The 16,006-nt window shown below is 73.1% G+C and carries 15 protein-coding genes; 6 read left to right on the plus strand and 9 right to left on the minus strand.

From position 1 onward, the window contains the following. Positions 1 to 36 precede the first annotated feature (36 nt). Positions 37 to 810 (plus strand): queuosine precursor transporter, encoded by a 774-nt coding sequence (locus BRM3_RS12145; RefSeq protein WP_263593564.1) that lies wholly within the window; start codon positions 37 to 39, stop codon positions 808 to 810. 33 nt (positions 811 to 843) lie between these two features. On the opposite strand, the gene BRM3_RS12150 is transcribed toward BRM3_RS12145, so the two are convergent. Further along, entirely contained in the window at positions 844 to 2,145 is a 1,302-nt protein-coding gene (locus BRM3_RS12150) for an arsenic transporter (protein ID WP_318152409.1), read from the minus strand. Between the two features lie 145 nt (positions 2,146 to 2,290). Between BRM3_RS12150 and BRM3_RS12155 the strand changes: the two genes are divergently transcribed. Beyond that, positions 2,291 to 3,667: a multidrug effflux MFS transporter gene (locus BRM3_RS12155; RefSeq protein ID WP_263593565.1), complete on the plus strand. Its 1,377-nt coding sequence runs from the start codon at positions 2,291 to 2,293 to the stop codon at positions 3,665 to 3,667. Positions 3,668 to 3,773: 106 nt separating this feature from the next. After that, complete coding sequence (locus tag BRM3_RS12160) at positions 3,774 to 4,193, plus strand: VOC family protein (RefSeq protein ID WP_263593566.1); 420 nt, start codon at positions 3,774 to 3,776, stop codon at positions 4,191 to 4,193. Between the two features lie 42 nt (positions 4,194 to 4,235). Here the strand turns inward: BRM3_RS12160 and BRM3_RS12165 are convergent, their stop codons facing one another. Continuing rightward, complete coding sequence (locus BRM3_RS12165) at positions 4,236 to 5,735, minus strand: MDR family MFS transporter (RefSeq protein ID WP_263593567.1); 1,500 nt, start codon at positions 5,733 to 5,735, stop codon at positions 4,236 to 4,238. 395 nt (positions 5,736 to 6,130) lie between these two features. Between BRM3_RS12165 and BRM3_RS12170 the strand changes: the two genes are divergently transcribed. After that, positions 6,131 to 6,862, plus strand: coding sequence for a protein-L-isoaspartate O-methyltransferase family protein (locus BRM3_RS12170; RefSeq protein ID WP_263593568.1), 732 nt, complete (start codon positions 6,131 to 6,133; stop codon positions 6,860 to 6,862). Positions 6,863 to 6,936: 74 nt separating this feature from the next. Here BRM3_RS12170 and BRM3_RS12175 read toward each other — a convergent pair whose 3' ends face one another. From BRM3_RS12175 to BRM3_RS12195, 5 genes are all read right to left on the minus strand, one after another. Further along, positions 6,937 to 8,556 (minus strand): M23 family metallopeptidase, encoded by a 1,620-nt coding sequence (locus BRM3_RS12175; protein ID WP_263593569.1) that lies wholly within the window; start codon positions 8,554 to 8,556, stop codon positions 6,937 to 6,939. A gap of 214 nt (positions 8,557 to 8,770) precedes the next feature. After that, entirely contained in the window at positions 8,771 to 10,207 is a 1,437-nt protein-coding gene (locus BRM3_RS12180; RefSeq protein WP_263593570.1) for a DUF2252 domain-containing protein, read from the minus strand. After that, entirely contained in the window at positions 10,204 to 10,461 is a 258-nt protein-coding gene (locus tag BRM3_RS12185; RefSeq protein ID WP_263593571.1) for an SHOCT domain-containing protein, read from the minus strand. Before BRM3_RS12185 ends, BRM3_RS12180 begins: the two co-directional genes overlap by 4 nt. Before the next feature lie 74 nt (positions 10,462 to 10,535). Then, positions 10,536 to 11,654 (minus strand): winged helix DNA-binding domain-containing protein, encoded by a 1,119-nt coding sequence (locus tag BRM3_RS12190; protein WP_263593572.1) that lies wholly within the window; start codon positions 11,652 to 11,654, stop codon positions 10,536 to 10,538. A 25-nt stretch (positions 11,655 to 11,679) separates the two neighbouring features. After that, a complete protein-coding gene (locus BRM3_RS12195) occupies positions 11,680 to 12,354 on the minus strand; it encodes a VOC family protein (protein ID WP_263593573.1) in 675 nt (224 codons plus the stop codon). A 148-nt stretch (positions 12,355 to 12,502) separates the two neighbouring features. Here BRM3_RS12195 and BRM3_RS12200 point away from each other — a divergent pair, with 148 nt between their 5' ends. After that, positions 12,503 to 13,456 carry a PAC2 family protein gene (locus BRM3_RS12200; RefSeq protein ID WP_263593574.1) on the plus strand — a complete coding sequence of 318 codons (954 nt, stop codon included), beginning with the start codon at positions 12,503 to 12,505 and terminating at the stop codon, positions 13,454 to 13,456. A gap of 8 nt (positions 13,457 to 13,464) precedes the next feature. Here the strand turns inward: BRM3_RS12200 and BRM3_RS12205 are convergent, their stop codons facing one another. Continuing rightward, a complete protein-coding gene (locus BRM3_RS12205; protein WP_263593575.1) occupies positions 13,465 to 14,121 on the minus strand; it encodes a pentapeptide repeat-containing protein in 657 nt (218 codons plus the stop codon). 86 nt (positions 14,122 to 14,207) lie between these two features. Between BRM3_RS12205 and BRM3_RS12210 the strand changes: the two genes are divergently transcribed. Then, complete coding sequence (locus BRM3_RS12210) at positions 14,208 to 14,852, plus strand: TIGR03085 family metal-binding protein (protein WP_263593576.1); 645 nt, start codon at positions 14,208 to 14,210, stop codon at positions 14,850 to 14,852. A gap of 18 nt (positions 14,853 to 14,870) precedes the next feature. Here BRM3_RS12210 and BRM3_RS12215 read toward each other — a convergent pair whose 3' ends face one another. After that, complete coding sequence (locus BRM3_RS12215; RefSeq protein ID WP_263593577.1) at positions 14,871 to 15,914, minus strand: methyltransferase; 1,044 nt, start codon at positions 15,912 to 15,914, stop codon at positions 14,871 to 14,873. Positions 15,915 to 16,006: the final 92 nt, after the last annotated feature.

The raw sequence follows: 16,006 nt of genomic DNA on the forward strand, positions 1-16,006 counted from the left end.
CCCGCCGGTCCGGCGAGGGCCCGCTAGAGTGCCCGGGTGAACACCGCACCCCTCACCTCAGACACCACGTCCACCCCACCGTCTGGAAGCCCGGCCGGCGCCGTCTACGCCGACCGGGGATCCTCGCACTTCGACATCCTGCTCGCCCTCATGTGCGTGGTCGTGATCCTCTCGGGGATCGGCGCCTCCAAGGGCGTGCTCTTCGGCACGGTCCCCGGGACCGGCTTCAGCATCATCACCGACGGCGGGTTCTTCCTGTTCCCCCTCGCCTACATCCTCGGCGACGTCATCACCGAGCTGTACGGCGTGCGCGCCGCCCGCCGCGCGATCCTCCTCTCCTTCCTCGCCAACATCCTCGCCGTGGTCTGCTACGAGATCATCATCGTGCTGCCCGGCTTCACCGACGACTACGGCACCGCCAAGCAGTCCGCCCTCGAGCTCGCGCTCGGGCCCGTGTGGATCGTGGTCCTCGCCGGCATCTGCGGCTTCGTCGCCGGTCAGAGCCTCAACTCCTTCGTCATGAGCCGCATGAAGGCGCGCCGCGGCGAGCGGGGTCTGATCGGCCGGCTGTTCTCCTCGAGCGGGCTGGGCGAGCTCGTGGACACCATCATCTTCTGCACGATCGCCTCGGCCGCGATCGGCATCACCACCGTCGGACAGTGGGCCGAGTACACCGTGCTCGGCTTCGTCTACAAGGTCGCGGTCCAGTACCTCGCGATCCCCGTGACGGCCGCGGTGATCCGGTATCTCAAGCGCACCGACCCGACCTATCAGGCGCGGCTGCGCGCCCAGGCGCCCGCCGAGAGCTGACAGCGCGGAGCCCTCGGCCCGTGCCGGACGCGCTCAGGCCCCGATCAGGGCGACCCAGCCGGCGAGCGCGGCGAGCGTGACCACGAGCACGGGCGCCGTCAGCACGAGGCCCGTGCGCAGATACTGCGCCCACGTGATCCGGATGCCCTTGCCGGCCAGGACGTGCAGCCACAGCAGGGTCGCGAGCGAGCCGATCGGCGTGAACTTCGGGCCGAGGTCCGCGCCGATCACGCCCGCATGCATCATCACGTCGCGCACGGCCCCCGACGTCCCCGCCGCGTCGATCGCGAGCACGGCCAGGAGGGTGGCGGGCAGGTTGTTGATGACCGAGGCGAGCAGCGCCACGATCAGGCCGACCCCGAGGGCGGTCACGAGCAGGCCGTAGCCGCCGAGCGCCGCGAAGACGCCGCCCAGGGCGTCGGCCGCGCCCTGGTTCCGCAGGGCGTAGACGATCACGTACATGCCCACCGAGAAGGCGATGATGTGCCACGGCGCCGAGCGCACGGTGGACCAAACGGGCGTGCGACGCCCGATGCCCGCGATCACGAGCAGCGCGAGCGCGCCGAGGCTCGCGATCGCGCCGAGCGGGATGCCGAGGGGGTCGGCCGCGACGTAGCCGACGAGCAGGAGCGCGAGCACGCCGAAACCGGCCTTGAAGGTCAGCGGGTCGGCGATCGCCTCGGCGGGGGAGCGCAGGTCGGCGACGTCGTAGGAGGCGGGGATGGAGCGGCGGTAGAAGAGCGCGAGCACGCCGAGGGAGGCCGCGATCGCGACCAGCCCGACCGGCCCCATCACGGCGGCATAGCGCGTGAAGGACACGTCGAAGAAGTCCGCCGTGATGATGTTGACGAGGTTGGAGATCACGAGCGGCAGGCTCGCGGTGTCGGCGATGAACCCGCATGCCATGACGTAGGCGAGGGTCGCGGCGGGGGAGAGCTCGAGCTCGGCGACGATCCCCACCACGATCGGGGTCAGGATGAGCGCCGCGCCGTCGTTGGCGAACAGCACCGAGGTCGCCGCGCCCAGCAGGATCACGAGCACGAAGAGCCGCCACGGGCTGCCACGGCCCCAGCGTGCGACATGCAGCGCGGCCCACGAGAACAGGCCCGCGCGGTCGAGCACGAGGGAGATCAGCACGATCGCGATGAACGCGATCGTCGCGTCGCCGACGACCGAGAGCGCCTCGCGCACGTCCGCCAGGTGCACGAGCCCCACGATCAGGCACAGGAGGGCACCGCCGACGGCCGGCCAGCCGACGCCGATCCCTCGAGGGCGCCACACCACGACGACGAGGGTGGCCGCGAGGATCGCGACGGCCGAGAGGGTCTGCAGCACCTGCGGATTGTGTCACGTCGAGGCGCACCTCACGCCCGGGGACGCGGGCGCATCGTCCAGGACGTGGAAGACTTGTGGGCTGCCGCGGCGCCGCCGGCTCCTCGCGGGCCGGAGCTCCCTCCCCAGCCTCCTCGAAAGGACTCCCGTGCCCTCGCGCCCCTCGCCGGACCCCACTGACCACGAGACGCGGGAGGACGTCCTCGATCTGAGGGACAACGTCTCGACCATCACCGGGTCGCTGCGCACGATCACGGGCGCGATCCCGGTGCTCGAGGACGAGGCGGACCGCGCGGAGGCGCGTCTTCCCACGCGCGAGGAGCTGCGCGAGACCCGCGGGCGCGTCACGGCCCTCGTGATCGCGGTGCTGACCACGCTGAGCGCGATCGGACCGCTCGCGACCGACATGTACATCCCGGCGTTCCCCGAGGTCAAGGCCGATCTCGGCACGTCCGACCCGCACCTCCAGCTCACGCTCACCGCGTTCTTCCTGGGCACGGCGAGCGGTCAGGTGGTCGCCGGGCCGCTCTCGGACCGGGTGGGACGCCGCTGGCCGCTGCTCGCGGGCATCATCCTGTGCCTGCTGGGCTCGATCGGCTGCGCGCTCGCCCCGAACGTCGGCGTCCTGCTCGCCTTCCGCGTGCTGCAGGGCATCGGCGGCGGCTTCGGCATGGTGCTCGGCCGCGCCGTGCTGATCGACCTGACCGACGGCCCCGAGCTGTTCCGCACGATGAACCTCATGCAGGGCATCGGCGGCATCTCCCCGATCGTCGCGCCGCTGCTGGGCGGGCTCATCCTGCTCGTGGGCCAGTGGCACGAGGTGTTCTGGCTGATCGCCCTCATGTCCCTCATCTCGCTGGTCGGCGCGCTGTTCCTGATCCCCGAGTCGCTGCCGCCGTCGCGGCGCCACGCGGGAGGCTTCCGCACCTTCGCGCGCAACTGCCGCACGCTGCTGTCCCGGCCGATCTTCGTCGCCTACCTGCTGGTCAACGCCTTCTCGGCGTTCGCCCTCATGGCATACGTGTCCGCGTCGTCGTTCGTGGTCCAGGAGCTGCTGGACTACTCCTCGACCACCTACTCGATCCTGTTCGCGATCAACTCGCTCGGCATGATGGGCGCCTCGCTGACCTCGGCGCGGCTCACGGGCACGGTGCATCCGCGCACGCTGATCCGGATCGGGCTGTCCTTCGTCTCGGCCGCGGCGCTCGTGCTCCTGATCGGCGCCCTGTTCCTGGGCACGCCCGCCTGGCTCGTGATCCCGGCGTTCTTCTTCATCGTCGCGCCCCAGGGCCTCGTCTTCGGCAACGGCGCAGGCCTCGCCTCGGCCCAGGCGAGCGAGTTCGCGGGCACCGGCTCGGCGATGCTCGGCCTCGGCTTCTCGTTCGCCGCCTCGCTCGCGGCACCCCTGGTCGGTCTGGGCGGCTCGCACTCGGCGGTGCCGATGGCCATCGTCATGGTCGGCGGCGTGCTCGTCTCCTGGCTCGCCTTCCTGCTGGCGCGGCGGGGGAGCGCCGAGTTCGCCTGACCTCGCCCGGCACGTGCCGGACCGGCCGGTCCGACACGCCGCCGCGAGGTGCGGGCGGTCGCCGTTCGTGGTGGACTGACCTCCGATCATCCCTCGGAGGTGCGCCATGACCCGTCACCCGGCGATCCTGCACACGGTCCTCGACACGACCGACGTGCGCGAGCTCGCGGAGTTCTACCGCCAGCTGCTGGACCTGCGCTATCGCGCCGGCGACGAGCCTCCCGCCTCCGGCCCCGACACCCTCGAGTGGCTTGTGCTGGTGGACGCGGACGACCGCCGCTGTCTCGCGTTCCAGCAGGTCGAGGCGCTCGCGCCGTCGACCTGGCCGTCCCACGACGTGCCCCAGCAGCTCCACCTCGACACGACGGTCGAGGACCGCGAGGCGCTCGAGCAGGCCAAGGCCCTCGCCCTCTCCCTCGGCGGACGGCTCGTGCTCGACCGCACCGACGACGAGGAGGAGCCGCTGTACGTGATCGCGGACCCCTCGGGGCATCCGCTGTGCATCTTCGTCGGCGGCGAGGAGTAGGCGCCCCGGCTCCCGGCGAGGCGCCGTAGCGGGCCCGCGGGCTCAGTGTCCGGCGGGGGCTCCCGGCGCCGTCCCGTCGACCTCCTCGGGCTTGCGGATCAGGAACGAGAGCGCGAACGCGACGATCGCGATGCAGGCCGCGATGAGGAACGCGGCGCGAGCGCCCGGCGCCCCTGCGGCCGGCGTCGACAGGCCCGAGGCCTCGCCCGCGTGCAGGATGTTGGAGTAGGTGACGGTCAGGACGGCCACTCCGGCCGCGCCCGCCACCTGCTGCAGCATGTTCAGCACCGCGGAGCCGTGGGAGTAGAGGCGCCGCACGAGGGAGCCGAGCGAGGCCGAGAACAACGGCGTGAAGGACATCGCGAGACCCACGGACATGGCCGTCTGGACCACCATGAGCAGCTCCCACGGCGTGGACTGCGAGACCGTCGAGTAGAAGAACAGCGACGCCACGACGAGCGCCGTGCCCGGCACGAGCAGGGTCCTGGGGCCGCGCGCGTCGTAGATGCGGCCCATGACCGGGCCGAGCACGCCCATCAGCACCGAGCCGGGCAGGAGGATGAGGCCCGACATCAGCGCGTCGAGCTGCACCACGTTCTGGAGGTACTGGGGGAGCAGGGTCAGGGTGCCGAACATCGCGAGCGCCACGACCGACATGATGAGGATCGACAGCGTGAAGTTCGCAGAGCGGAACACGCGCAGGTCCAGCAGCGCACGGTCCGTGCGCTGGAGCGAGAGCTGACGCACGACGAACAGCGCCAGGAACACGAGGCCGAGCGCGATCACGATGCCGCCGAGCGCGGCGGAAGAGAGGCCGCCCGGACCGGCATGGCCGGCGCCGAACTGGCTCAGCCCGAAGACGATGCCGCCGAAGGCGAGGGCGGACAGCACGACCGAGAGCACGTCGAGGGGCACAGGCCGGGTCTCGCCGATGTTGGTCATCCATCGCGAGCCGATCGCGAGGGCGATGATCGCGATGGGCAGGACGATGCCGAACAGCCAGCGCCACGAGAGGGCGTCGAGCACGGCGCCCGCCAGCGTCGGGCCGATGGCGGGCGCGAGCGAGATCACGAGGCCGACGCGACCCATCATGCGGCCGCGCGAGTGGGCGGGGACGACGTCCATGATGGTCGTCATCAGCAGCGGCATCATGATGCCCGTCCCGGAGGCCTGGACGACGCGGCCCAGGAGCAGGAACGAGAAGCCGGGAGCCACGAGGCACAGCAGGGTGCCGAGGCTGAACGCGCTCATCGCGATGATGAAGATGCGTCGTGTGGTCAGGCGCTGCAGGAGGAAGCCCGTGGTCGGGATGACGACCGCCATGGTCAGCATGAAGGCGCTGGTCAGCCACTGGCCGAGCTCGGGCGGGAGCCCGAGGTCCCGATTCAGGTGGGGGATCGCGATGCCCATCGTGGTCTCGTTGAGGATCGCGACGAAGGCGGCGATGAGCAGCAGCCAGATCACCCGCATGTCGGACGGGGCGACGAGGGGTTCGCGGGGCGCGGCGGGCGCCGGCTCGGACAGGGTGCGGGGCGTGGCCATGGGGCTCCTCGGGGAACGGGGAAGGGGACCGCGCGCTCACCGGGTCGGAGAGCGGTCGCGCGAAGCGGGGCGGGTGGGTCGTGCTGCGGAGGATCCGAGCCGCACGACGCCTGAGCCTCTCACTCCAACCTCGGAGGGCGCCAAGGCATTCCCGTGCGGCGCGTCTTCTCACATCTGGCGTGGAACATGCGTGCACCACAGGGCGCTGCGGCCGGGCTTGCGGCCATGCGGTCGCACAAATGTGACGCTGAGAGCCGCAGCCCTCCGATTCTCGAGGGGTGCGGCTCTCAGCGTCACATCTGTGCACGACCCCGCCGGTCGGGCGGCCTCAATTTCCTGCACGGGATGCCATCCGGGCGACCTTTTGTACAGGCGACAAACAGTAGGGTGGGGGCATGGACACGGGGGAGCGGCCAGGGAGGCAGCAGACTCCTGCCCGGTCGGCGCTCGTGAGGGAGCTGTCCCATCGGGTGCCGGGCCTCGACCCGACCGTTCTCGACGCCTTCTCGCGCGTGGATCGGGCCGACTTCGTGCCGCCGGGATTCGACCCCTACGACGTGAGCGCTCCGGTGCCGCTCGCGGAGGTCGACGGCCGCGCGGTCAGCACGATCTCGGCGCCCGACATGGTCGCCCTCATGCTGCAGCAGGCCGAGATCCTCCCGGGCGATCGCGTGCTCGAGGTCGGCGCCGGCTCCGGCTACAGCGCAGCCCTGATGGCCGCCCACGGCGCCCGGGTCACGAGCATCGAGATCATTGCCGAGCTGGTCGAATCGGCCCGAGCCACGCTGCGTGCGTGCGGCAGCCCAGCGCGCGTGATGGTCGGCGACGGCATGGCTGGACGCCCCGAGGACGCGCCGTACGACCGCGTCGTGTTCACGTGTGCGGCGCACCGCCTCCCGCCGTGGGTCTGGACGCAGACCACCGATCGAGCCCGCGTCGTGATCCCGCTGCGACGAGACTCGACGTACTGCCTGGCGCTCGTGCGCGATGCCGACGTCTTCACGTGCGTCGACGCGATCCCATGCGGGTTCGTGCCGCTCATCGGCGACGTGGAGGACGCGAGCGGGCCGGACGCGGCATGGTCTCCGTGGCCACCTCGCACCCTCTCTCGCCACCCCTCCACGTGACGCCGATAATGCACGTTATGTAAAGTGGAAGACGGAGGGTGCCCACCCAGTGAGAGGGCGCCCACCGCAGATGGTCAGCGACGCTCCGACGGCTCCCCTTCCGCCACGGGATCTGCCGTGGGTGCCGGGCTCGCGCAGTCCGGCGTCGCCGACGGCTCACCGCTCGGCTCCGCCGTGGGCGTCGCGGTCGGCACTGCCGTGGGATCGGGACACGCGGGTGCCGAGGTCGTCGGCGCCGGTGTGCTCGGTGAGGTGGTCGGCGGTGCCGTGCCGGGCGTCGCCGTCGGAGGCTCCGTCGGTGGTGCCGTGGTCGCCGGCACGGTGCTCGGCGTCCCGACGGGTGGTGCGGTCGTTCTCGGCGGCTCCACCGGCGTCGTGGTGCTCGGCGATGCCGCTGGGCTCGTCGTGCTCGGGGGCGCCGCGGGCATCGTGGCCGCCGACGTCGAACCGGACGCGGCCGGGCCGGTGGGTCGCTGCGTGTGCGCCGGCTCGGTCGGCGTCTCCGGTGCGGGCGCGGCCGGCGCAGGTGCGGACGGCGTCTCGACCGGTGCCGCCGGGCTCGCGCCCTCGGGGTCCCCGTCGCGTTCGGCGTCCTTCTTGTACTGCTCGTCCTCGGCAGGCAGCGGCTCGGACCACGTCTGCTGCGGCTCCCCCGCGGGCGCCTGGGTCCCGTACACGGGTTCGCCGTTGCCGATCACCGACATGGGGTCCACGTACCGGCCGTCGATCATCACCTCCCAGTGGAGGTGGCAGCCGGTCGAGCGCCCGGTGGTGCCCGAGGTTCCGATGAATTGGCCCTGCACGACGTGATCGCCGGCGCGCACCCCGAAGGCGCTCAGGTGGAAGTAGTGGGTCGCGACGCTGCTGCCCGCTCCCCCGCCGTCGAGGTCGCCGTGGTCGATCTCGACCGCGTTGCCCGAGGCGCCGTGGTACTGCGCGAGCGTGACGACCCCGGCGGCGGACGCATAGACGGGCGTGCCGCAGGCGACCGGGAAGTCGGTGCCGTTGTGCATCTTCCACACGTGCAGCACCGGGTGGTACCGCATGCCGAAGCCCGATCCCTCGACGGCGCCCCGGACGGGCTTGATGAGACTCAGCGCGCCGTCGACCGCGAGATCCTGCCCGCCCACGAGCGGAGCGCCGTCCACGGCGGGCGCCGTGCCCGTCGCGCTCTGCGTGCCGGACGCGCCGGACCCTGAGGGCGCGGCGGGTGCTCCCAGCGCACCGAGCAGCTGGGACGCCGGACCGGCCAGCAGCGTCCTGTCACGGGCGTCCATCGCCAGCAGCGCCTTCTCGTCCTGTGCTCCGACGCTCGCCCCCTGCTCGGCGACGGGATCCGCGAACGGCGACGTGCCGGTGGTGCTCGCGCCCACGAGCACGAGGCAGAGCGCGCCGACAGCGGCCGTGCGCACGATCGCGGGACGCGGCACGCCGGGCTTCGGCATGGCCATGACCACGGCCCGGCAGCGGGCGTGCACGAGGGCGCTGAGAGCGCTGCGACGTGCGGTGAGGCGCGACGGTCGCCGGTCGGCACGCCGTCGGCCGTGTCGGCCAGGGACGACGGGCGGCTCGAGGTCCGGCTCCGCGGCCACGGGCACGAGGACGTCGGACGGCTCGGCGTCGGCGTACAGCTCGTCGGGCTCGTCGATGAGGCCGTTCCACGGCGCTGCCAGCGGAAGCGTCGAGGGATCCACCAGGTCCGACGGTCTCGACGATGCGCTCTCGTCCACGGCGCCCCCACGCTCCCCCGGCTCGTTCTCCGGTGAGCCGCACCGTTGCCTCGGGCACGCGTCGCGCCCCCGCGACCGGCCCTGCGCCCAGGGTAGGGCATGACGCCTATATCGGACAGGGGCGGGCATCGGCCGCGCGGCGTGGCGTGACGTGGGGACGGCGACTCCCGGGCCGGCCTCAGCCCTCGGAGCGCGGGAAGCGACCGGCGGCGACGGCCTCGGAGAAGGCCTGCCAGTCCTGCTCGACGATGCGCGCGTAGTCAGCGCACCAGCGGCCGATCGCGGCGGGGAACGTGGGCGAGGAGCCGAGGTAGCCGACGACGGCGAAGGCGTCGGGGCTCTGCGCGTGGGCGCGCGCGAGCTGCCGTGCGCACAGGGCGGCGTAGGCACGGATCTCCCCCGGCGCGGCGCGCGACAGGTCGATGCTGCCCTTCATGTCGCGGAACTGGCGCCAGAAGTAGTTGCGGCCGTCGGGGTCGACGGTGCGCCCGAGGAACGGATCCGAGGTGGACTGCAGGATGCGCTGGGAGCCGGTCACCCGCCGGGCGTGCCGGTCGGCCGCCTCGCCGGCGCGGGGTTCGACGTCGGTGAGCGCGCCGTAGGTCTCGAGCACGGACGGCAGCGCCTCCTTGACCTGCAGCAGCAGGTTCTCGCCGCTCGGGCCCTGGAGCAGCACGATCGAGCAGTGGGTGCCGACGCTGCTCACGCCGACCACCCGCCGCGCGACGTCGACGAGCCGGTACTGGCTCAGCAGCAGCGCCCGGTCGGTGTGGAGCGTGCCGAGGTACTCGTGCAGACGGTGGGTCATGCGTTCGAGCCGTTCGGCCGGGTAGGGCACGAGCAGCGGGGGCTGGACGTCGAGGAACGCGCGCCCGTGGTCGTCGATCCGGGCGACCTTGCCCAGCGCCTGCTCGCTCGTGCGGGTGCGGGCCTTGGCGACGCCACGGTCGAAGGACGGGTAGCCGGTGCCGAGCAGCTCGGCGGCCGCGTCGACCGAGGCGAAGAAGCGGTCGGTCGCGGCGAGGTCGGTGAGCCGTCGCAGCTCGGTCCGGTAGGCGTCGATCATGCCCGTGACCTCGTGGCGGGCCGTGTCCTCGGCGGCGCCCTGCGAGGCGAGCTCGAGCGCGAGGGAGACGCCCAGGCGTCGCAGGTCCCACTCCCACGGGCCGACGCCCGCCTCGTCGAAGTCGTTGAGGTCGAAGACGAGGCGTCGTTCGGGACTCGCATAGAGCCCGAAGTTGCCCAGGTGCGCGTCCGCGTCGATCACCAGGTGGATGCCCGTGACCGGTCCGGCGGCGAGGTCACGGGTCATGACGTCGACCGTGCCGCGGTAGTAGGCGTGCGCCGACTGCAGCATGCGGTTGACGCGCACGCCGATCAGCTCGGGGATGCGCCCGCCGTGCGTGCGCTCGATGACGCCGAGCGCGTCGCGACCCTCGGGCAGGACCACCTCGGCGTGCTCGGCACGCGGCGTCGAGGCCCGCAGGGCGCGCCCTGCCTCGCGGGCGGACGCGGCATCGCCGCCGGGCGGCAGGTAGCGGCGGAATCCGCGGCGTCCCGCGTCGTCGAGCGGGAGCCGGGGCGATGCCGCCCTCGCGGCGTGCGGAGCGCTCACGGCTTCTCGAGCCGGGACCGCAGGCGCTCGTACTCGTCGGTGTCGATCTCGCCGGCGGCGAGACGCCGATCCAGGATCTCGCGCGGCGTCGGCTCGCGGGGCGGCACGGGCCCGGCAGGCTGCGGGGTCGTGGCGAGCGGCTGGGCTCGACGGGCGGCGGCCGTCGCGATCACGACGATCACGACGACGACCGCGATGATGACGAGCAGGAGCAGCAGCAGGACCAGCATGTGCCAGGGCTTGACGGCACCCATGGGACCTCCTTGTCCGGCCCCGGTACGGGGCGTGTCGATGCGGGCATGCTACCGCCGGCGGCGGCGAGGGCGGCTCACTCCCCCCGGTGCGGGAACGTGCGGTGGGCGCGCTCGGCCTCGCGCCGGGCCACCTGGGGCAGCGGGGCGAAGCCGGTCAGCTCGAGGGTGCGGCGGCCTGGCCGTCCCCCGCGCCTCCAGGTCCCGACGATGCGTCCGCGACGCAGGATCGCGCGCTGGAAGACGCCGTTGCTGCCCGGCATCAGGGCGTCGTGGTGCTCGGCGGCCACGAGCGCGAGCCGGTCGGGGTAGCCGAGCACGATCTCGTCGAAGCCGGGCAGCAGGTGGAGCGCATCGACGGCCGCACCGGCCGCCGCGACCTCCTCGTCCAGGCCGGGGCGCCACCACAGCTCCTCGCCCGTCGAGCCGGGGGCGTGCTCGAGGTGCCCGGCGATCAGCGGGAGCGCGCGCCGGAGGGCGCCGAGCGGCAGCTTGGTCCACCAGGCCGCATCCCGCAGGGTCGCCGGGCCGTGGCCGCGCACGTAGCGCAGCAGCAGCTCGGCGGTCGCCGCGTCCTGGTCGCCGGCGAAGCGCTCGGCGATGGACGTGCCCTCGGGCAGCCAGGTCGCCGCGAGCACGACGTCGTTCTCGGTGCCGTTCCAGGGCCCGTAGGCGGCGACGCCGGTCGCGATGAGGTGGGACAGCACGTGGTAGCCGCGCCCGCCGGCGGGGGCGAGCCCCGCTCGCTCCCACACGCCGAACAGGGCGCTGCGGGAGATGCCGCGAGCCGCCCCGCCGGCCGCCTCCTCGAGCAGTGCGCGGCAGCGGGCGATCTGCTCCTCGTCGAGGCCGAGCTGGCCGCGACGCCGGATCTGGGCGCGGGCCGGTCCGCCCGCGCACAGCTCGGTCATCCACCGCAGGTCCTCGGCCGCGACCGCGAACACGGTCCCGCGCATCGGGTAGCCGCGCACCACGGTGCCGTCGTCGAAGCCGGCGACGACCCGGTCGATGCCCTCCCGGGCTGCGGCGGCGGGGTCCGCTGCGCCAAGACGCAGGGCGATCGACGCCATGACGCCGGCGAGATCCTGGCCCTGCATCGCGCCGAGGGCGGCGACGGCGTCGTGCGGCGTGGCGAAGGGGCGGGTGACGAGCCCCTGGGCCACGAGGCGGCGGCGCACGAGCGCGGGATCGACCATGCGGCCACCGTAGCCGCAGGGTCCGTCACTCGGCGGGGGATCCCCGATCGGCGATCGTGCAGATGCACACGCGGTTGCCCTGGGCGTCGGCGAGCACCGTGAACGAGGGCGCCTCGCCGTCGTCGTCCACCACTCCCCCGGCGGCTAGGGCCGCCTCGATGCGCGCCGCGGCCTGGTCGGCTCCCACCCACACGTCGAGGTGGAAGCGCTGGCGCGGCGGGTCGTGGGGGTCGGTGTCCTGGAACCAGAGCAGCGGGACCCGGCCGGTCGGGTCGATCACGTCGTGGCCCTCGACGTTGTCCTCCTCGCACGTCAGGACGGCCGACCAGAAGGGCGCGATCTCGTCGGGGTCGGCGGTGTCGAGGGCGAGCTCGAGCGTCACCGGGGCGGCGAGGTCGGCCCTCACGTCGAGGCTGCGCGCGATCACGGAGATGCGCCGGGCGAGCTCCATGTCGCGGTCGGTCACGCCGCCGGCGTCGTGGCTCACGAGGTGCACGTCGACGTACGCGAAGGCCAGCGTGACCTCCGGATGGTGGTTGCGCTCCTCGGCCGCGGCGCCGATGGCCTCGACCAGGTGCAGGCCCGTGGTGAAGGTGCCGCTCAGGAACCGGGCGCGGATCCCGTCGGGGAAGCCCTGCCAGTCCCCCAGGCCCGCCTCGCCGAGCGCCGTGAGCAGTGCCTGTCCTCGCAATGTCGCCATGATGGTGCTCCTCTCGCGTCCTGTGAACCGTCCCGCACCGTGCGGGGCTCCGGCCACCCCTCGGGGCGGAATAGCCGCCGCTCGCGCGCGGTTGTAGCGGGTATCAGACGTGTGCGGCACCGACCGCCCTGCATGCCCCGGAGGTCTCATGCTCGATCCGACCACCCTCTTCAGCTACGACAAGTCCGTGGACTCGCGGACGCTGAACGGGACCACTCTTCTCGTGACGCTCGAGGCGTTCACCGACGCCGGGCATGCGCAGGAGCTCATCGACGACCATCTGCTCGAGACGCTCCCCCACCGCGTGATCGGTCGTCTCGACCTCGACGAGGTCTTCGACTACGGCTCGCAGCGTCCGGAGATCACGCTCGAACGCGACCGCTTCCTCGACTACGAGCGACCCGAGATCGTGCTGTACGAGGTCACGGCACCCGGCGGCGAGCCGTTCTACCTGCTCACCGGGCCCGAGCCCACCCTCGAGTGGGAGCGCGTGGCCTCCGCGCTGCGCATCGTCATCGAGCAGCTCGGCATCCGGCGCACCGTGCTGGCCCAGAGCTTCCCCGCCCCGGTCCCGCACACGCGGCCGATGGCGATCACGACGTTCGCCGACGACCCCGCGCACATCCGCGAGAAGCGGCCGCTCCCGGCGACCTTCCGCATGCGCTCGACCTTCACCTACCTGCTAACGATGCGGCTCGGGCAGGCGGGCCATGAGATCGTCGGCCTGGTCGCGCACGTCCCCCAGTACCTCCACGAGATGCCGTACCCGGACGCGGCGATCGCGCTGCTGCGCGCCGTCGAGCAGGAGAGCGGCCTGACCCTCCCGGTCGGCGCCCTCGGCCCGGCCGCGCAGAGCACGCGGGAGGCCGTGACCGAGCAGATCGTGGGAGCCGAGCAGCTCCAGGAGCTGATCCGCAACCTCGAGCAGGGTTATGACCGCACGCTCCTGACCGCTCAGCCGAGCGGCTCGGGCGCGGAGCCGTCCGACGCGGCGATGCCGTCGGACGAGGAGATCTCCGCGGAGATCGAGAAGTTCCTGCGCGATCTCGACGGCGGCGACGACACCGGGGACGAGCCCGGCGAGGGCCCCGCCGCCGGCTGATCCCGGCCTCAGCCCGGGTCGACCACGCGCAGGCCGAGGTGGGCGGCCAGGGCCGGCGCCCACTGCTCCACGAGCAGCCGGTCCGCGACCGCTCCGCGGGCGCCGCCGAGGCCCTCGACGCGGTCGATCGTGCTCGTCCGCAGGTCGAGGTCCCGGCAGGTGGCCTCATGCAGGTGCAGCGTGCCGATGCGGCAGCCTCGCACGACCACCCGGTCGGTCCGGGCCGCCCCGAGGTCGAGGTCCTCGATCTCGGCGTCCTCGAGCACGCAGTCCTCCAGGACGGCGCCCCGCAGATTGAGGTAGCCCCAGCGCCCGCCGCGCAGGCGCACCGACCGCCAGGACGCGTCGGGCATCTCGGCGGCACCGACGCGGAGGGCCTGCAGCTCACACTCCTCCGCGCGCAGACCGGCGGCCGACCATCCGGCCGCGAAGGCGCTCTCGATGCGCACGTCGGCGAGCTCGGCCCCGTCCAGCGCGGGCAGCTCGGTGCCACCGACGACGCGCACCCGAGCGATCCGGCCGAACGCGTCGGGCGGGACGTCGGCGAGGCGTTCGGCGGGAATCGTCGGCTCCTCGTCGCTCAGGTCCGGGGGCTGCACGCGCGGCGCGCGGACCGCGCCCGGGGAGGGCCGGGGCCCGGTTCGTCGGGATGGGGTCGCGGGCATCAAGTCCTCCAGGGCTCGTCTCGGCTCGGGGCGTGCCGGGACGGATCGTCCCGCACCTCGGCGTTCATCTCCCTAGGATGTGGCACATGGCCGACATCCGAGCACAGTCCCTGGTCACGTCCGAGCGCGCCGCCCTCGCGGACGACTTCATCTCCTTCGGACCCGACGCCCCCACGATCCTGGACTGGGACGCCCAGGGCCTCCTGGAGCACCTGATCCTGCGCGAGCGCAAGCCTCATCTGCTCCTGGGCTCCAACGTCCCGGTCTCCGCGATCTCGGACTGGTCCGACCAGGAGCGCGCGAAGCTGCGCGACGAGGACTGGGCGGACCAGGTCGAGCGCTTCCGGGCGGGGCCGAGCCGCTTCTCCCCCGTGCGCGGTCTCGACACGCTCATGAACACCGGCGAGTACTTCGTGCACCACGAGGACCTGCGGCGCGCCCGCCCCGGCTGGGAGCCGCGCGATCTCGGCGAGCCCGCGGAGCGGGAGCTGTGGAGCGTGCTCAAGCGGATGGCGCGCCTGCTCGTGCGCGCCAAGGTCGACGTCACCCTGGTGTCGCCGCAGGGCGGTCTGCGGGTCCCTGCCAAGGGCTCCGAGGGCAGCGTGCGCGTGCACGGTCGCGCCTCCGAGCTGCTGCTGTGGGCGTTCGGCCGCGACCGCGTCGCACGCGTGGACGTCGAGGGGGATCCCGCGGCGATCACCGTGCTGAACCGCGGGGAGCGCGGCGCCTGAGCTGCCCCCTGCGGTCGCTCAGCGCAGGTCGAAGCGGAACAGGCGCGGGTGGTGCCCCTTCTGGAAGAAGCGGTGCTCGTCGCGCAGCTCCCATCGGCTCTGCGGGTCCCGGGCCACGGCGTGCATGCGCGTGATCTCGTGCGTCAGGATGCCCAGGCGCGCGCCGGGCGCCGCGAGCTGCGCGGCCCGCTCGAGCAGGGCGGCCAGCAGCTCCTGATTGGTGGCGTGCTCCCCGTGCAGCTCGCCCCATGGGGGGTTGGCGAGCAGCCGCGTGAAGCCGCCCTCGAGCTCGGTCGTGAGCACGTCCCCGGTGACCCAGTCGATCCGTCCCTTGCGGCGCGCGGCGCGCTGATGGGCCTGGGCGGCCGCGATCGCCGCCTCGGAGAGGTCCACCCCGACCGCCCGGTCGGGCGCCGTCAGGAACGACTGCTCGACGAGGAAGGTCCCGGATCCGCAGGTCATGTCGAGCACGGCGTCTTGGGTGCCGATCTCCATGAGGTCCAGGACGCTCGCGGCGATCGTCGCGTTGACGGCGCCGGGGTAGTCGACCGCCCGCCAGGCGCGCGTGGACAGCGGCCGGGGCGTCATCCGGATCAGCACCTCCCAGCGGCCCGACTCCTGTGCCGTGGCCGCGCGCCGAACCCGCACGAGCAGGTCGCCCTCGTCCTCGTCGACGGGCAGTCCGGCCCGCTCGGCGATCTCCTCGGCCAGCCGCCGCATGTCGGGGGTGTCGGCCCCGGCGGCCGCGAGGCGCACCGCGGTGAACGGGCCGGTGCGCGGCTTCAGATGCCGGAGCTGGTCGATGCGATCGCCCAGGCGCCGCATGAACGACGTCTCGAGCAGCTCGCGGGGCCGGCGCGCCGGCACGCTCTCGCTCACGTAGGCGGAGACCACGCGGCGCAGCTGACGCACCTCGGACAGGCGGCTCGTGCGCAGGCGCAGCTCCGTGGGGCCGACCAGGTCGACGTCGCCGAGGCGTGAGGCCTCCGCCTGCGCGAAGGGGGCGCAGCCGTCGAGCACCTCGAGGACCACCTCGTCGATGGCGCTCTCGCGTGCGGTCATGTGCCCTCCGTCGGTCTCGGCGTGCCCGGTGCGGGCCGACTCACCCTAACGCCGTGCAGGCGGGAATCGCCCGGTCGAGCCGGTAGGATCGC

The sequence above is a fragment of the Brachybacterium huguangmaarense genome (genome assembly GCF_025725725.1).
In the GTDB taxonomy this organism is placed as follows: Bacteria; Actinomycetota; Actinomycetes; order Actinomycetales; family Dermabacteraceae; genus Brachybacterium; species Brachybacterium huguangmaarense.

Excerpts from the sequence above, each read along its gene's own strand:
- BRM3_RS12165 (WP_263593567.1), bottom strand. The coding sequence starts at position 5,735 with ATGGCCACGCCCCGCACCCTGTCCGAGCCGGCGCCCGCCGCGCCCCGC.
- BRM3_RS12200 (WP_263593574.1), top strand. The coding sequence starts at position 12,503 with ATGCTCGATCCGACCACCCTCTTCAGCTACGACAAGTCCGTGGACTCG.
- BRM3_RS12210 (WP_263593576.1), top strand. The coding sequence starts at position 14,208 with ATGGCCGACATCCGAGCACAGTCCCTGGTCACGTCCGAGCGCGCCGCC.
- BRM3_RS12160 (WP_263593566.1), top strand. The coding sequence starts at position 3,774 with ATGACCCGTCACCCGGCGATCCTGCACACGGTCCTCGACACGACCGAC.
- BRM3_RS12190 (WP_263593572.1), bottom strand. The coding sequence starts at position 11,654 with ATGGTCGATCCCGCGCTCGTGCGCCGCCGCCTCGTGGCCCAGGGGCTC.
- BRM3_RS12215 (WP_263593577.1), bottom strand. The coding sequence starts at position 15,914 with ATGACCGCACGCGAGAGCGCCATCGACGAGGTGGTCCTCGAGGTGCTC.
- BRM3_RS12170 (WP_263593568.1), top strand. The coding sequence starts at position 6,131 with ATGGACACGGGGGAGCGGCCAGGGAGGCAGCAGACTCCTGCCCGGTCG.
- BRM3_RS12195 (WP_263593573.1), bottom strand. The coding sequence starts at position 12,354 with ATGGCGACATTGCGAGGACAGGCACTGCTCACGGCGCTCGGCGAGGCG.
- BRM3_RS12205 (WP_263593575.1), bottom strand. The coding sequence starts at position 14,121 with ATGCCCGCGACCCCATCCCGACGAACCGGGCCCCGGCCCTCCCCGGGC.
- BRM3_RS12185 (WP_263593571.1), bottom strand. The coding sequence starts at position 10,461 with ATGGGTGCCGTCAAGCCCTGGCACATGCTGGTCCTGCTGCTGCTCCTG.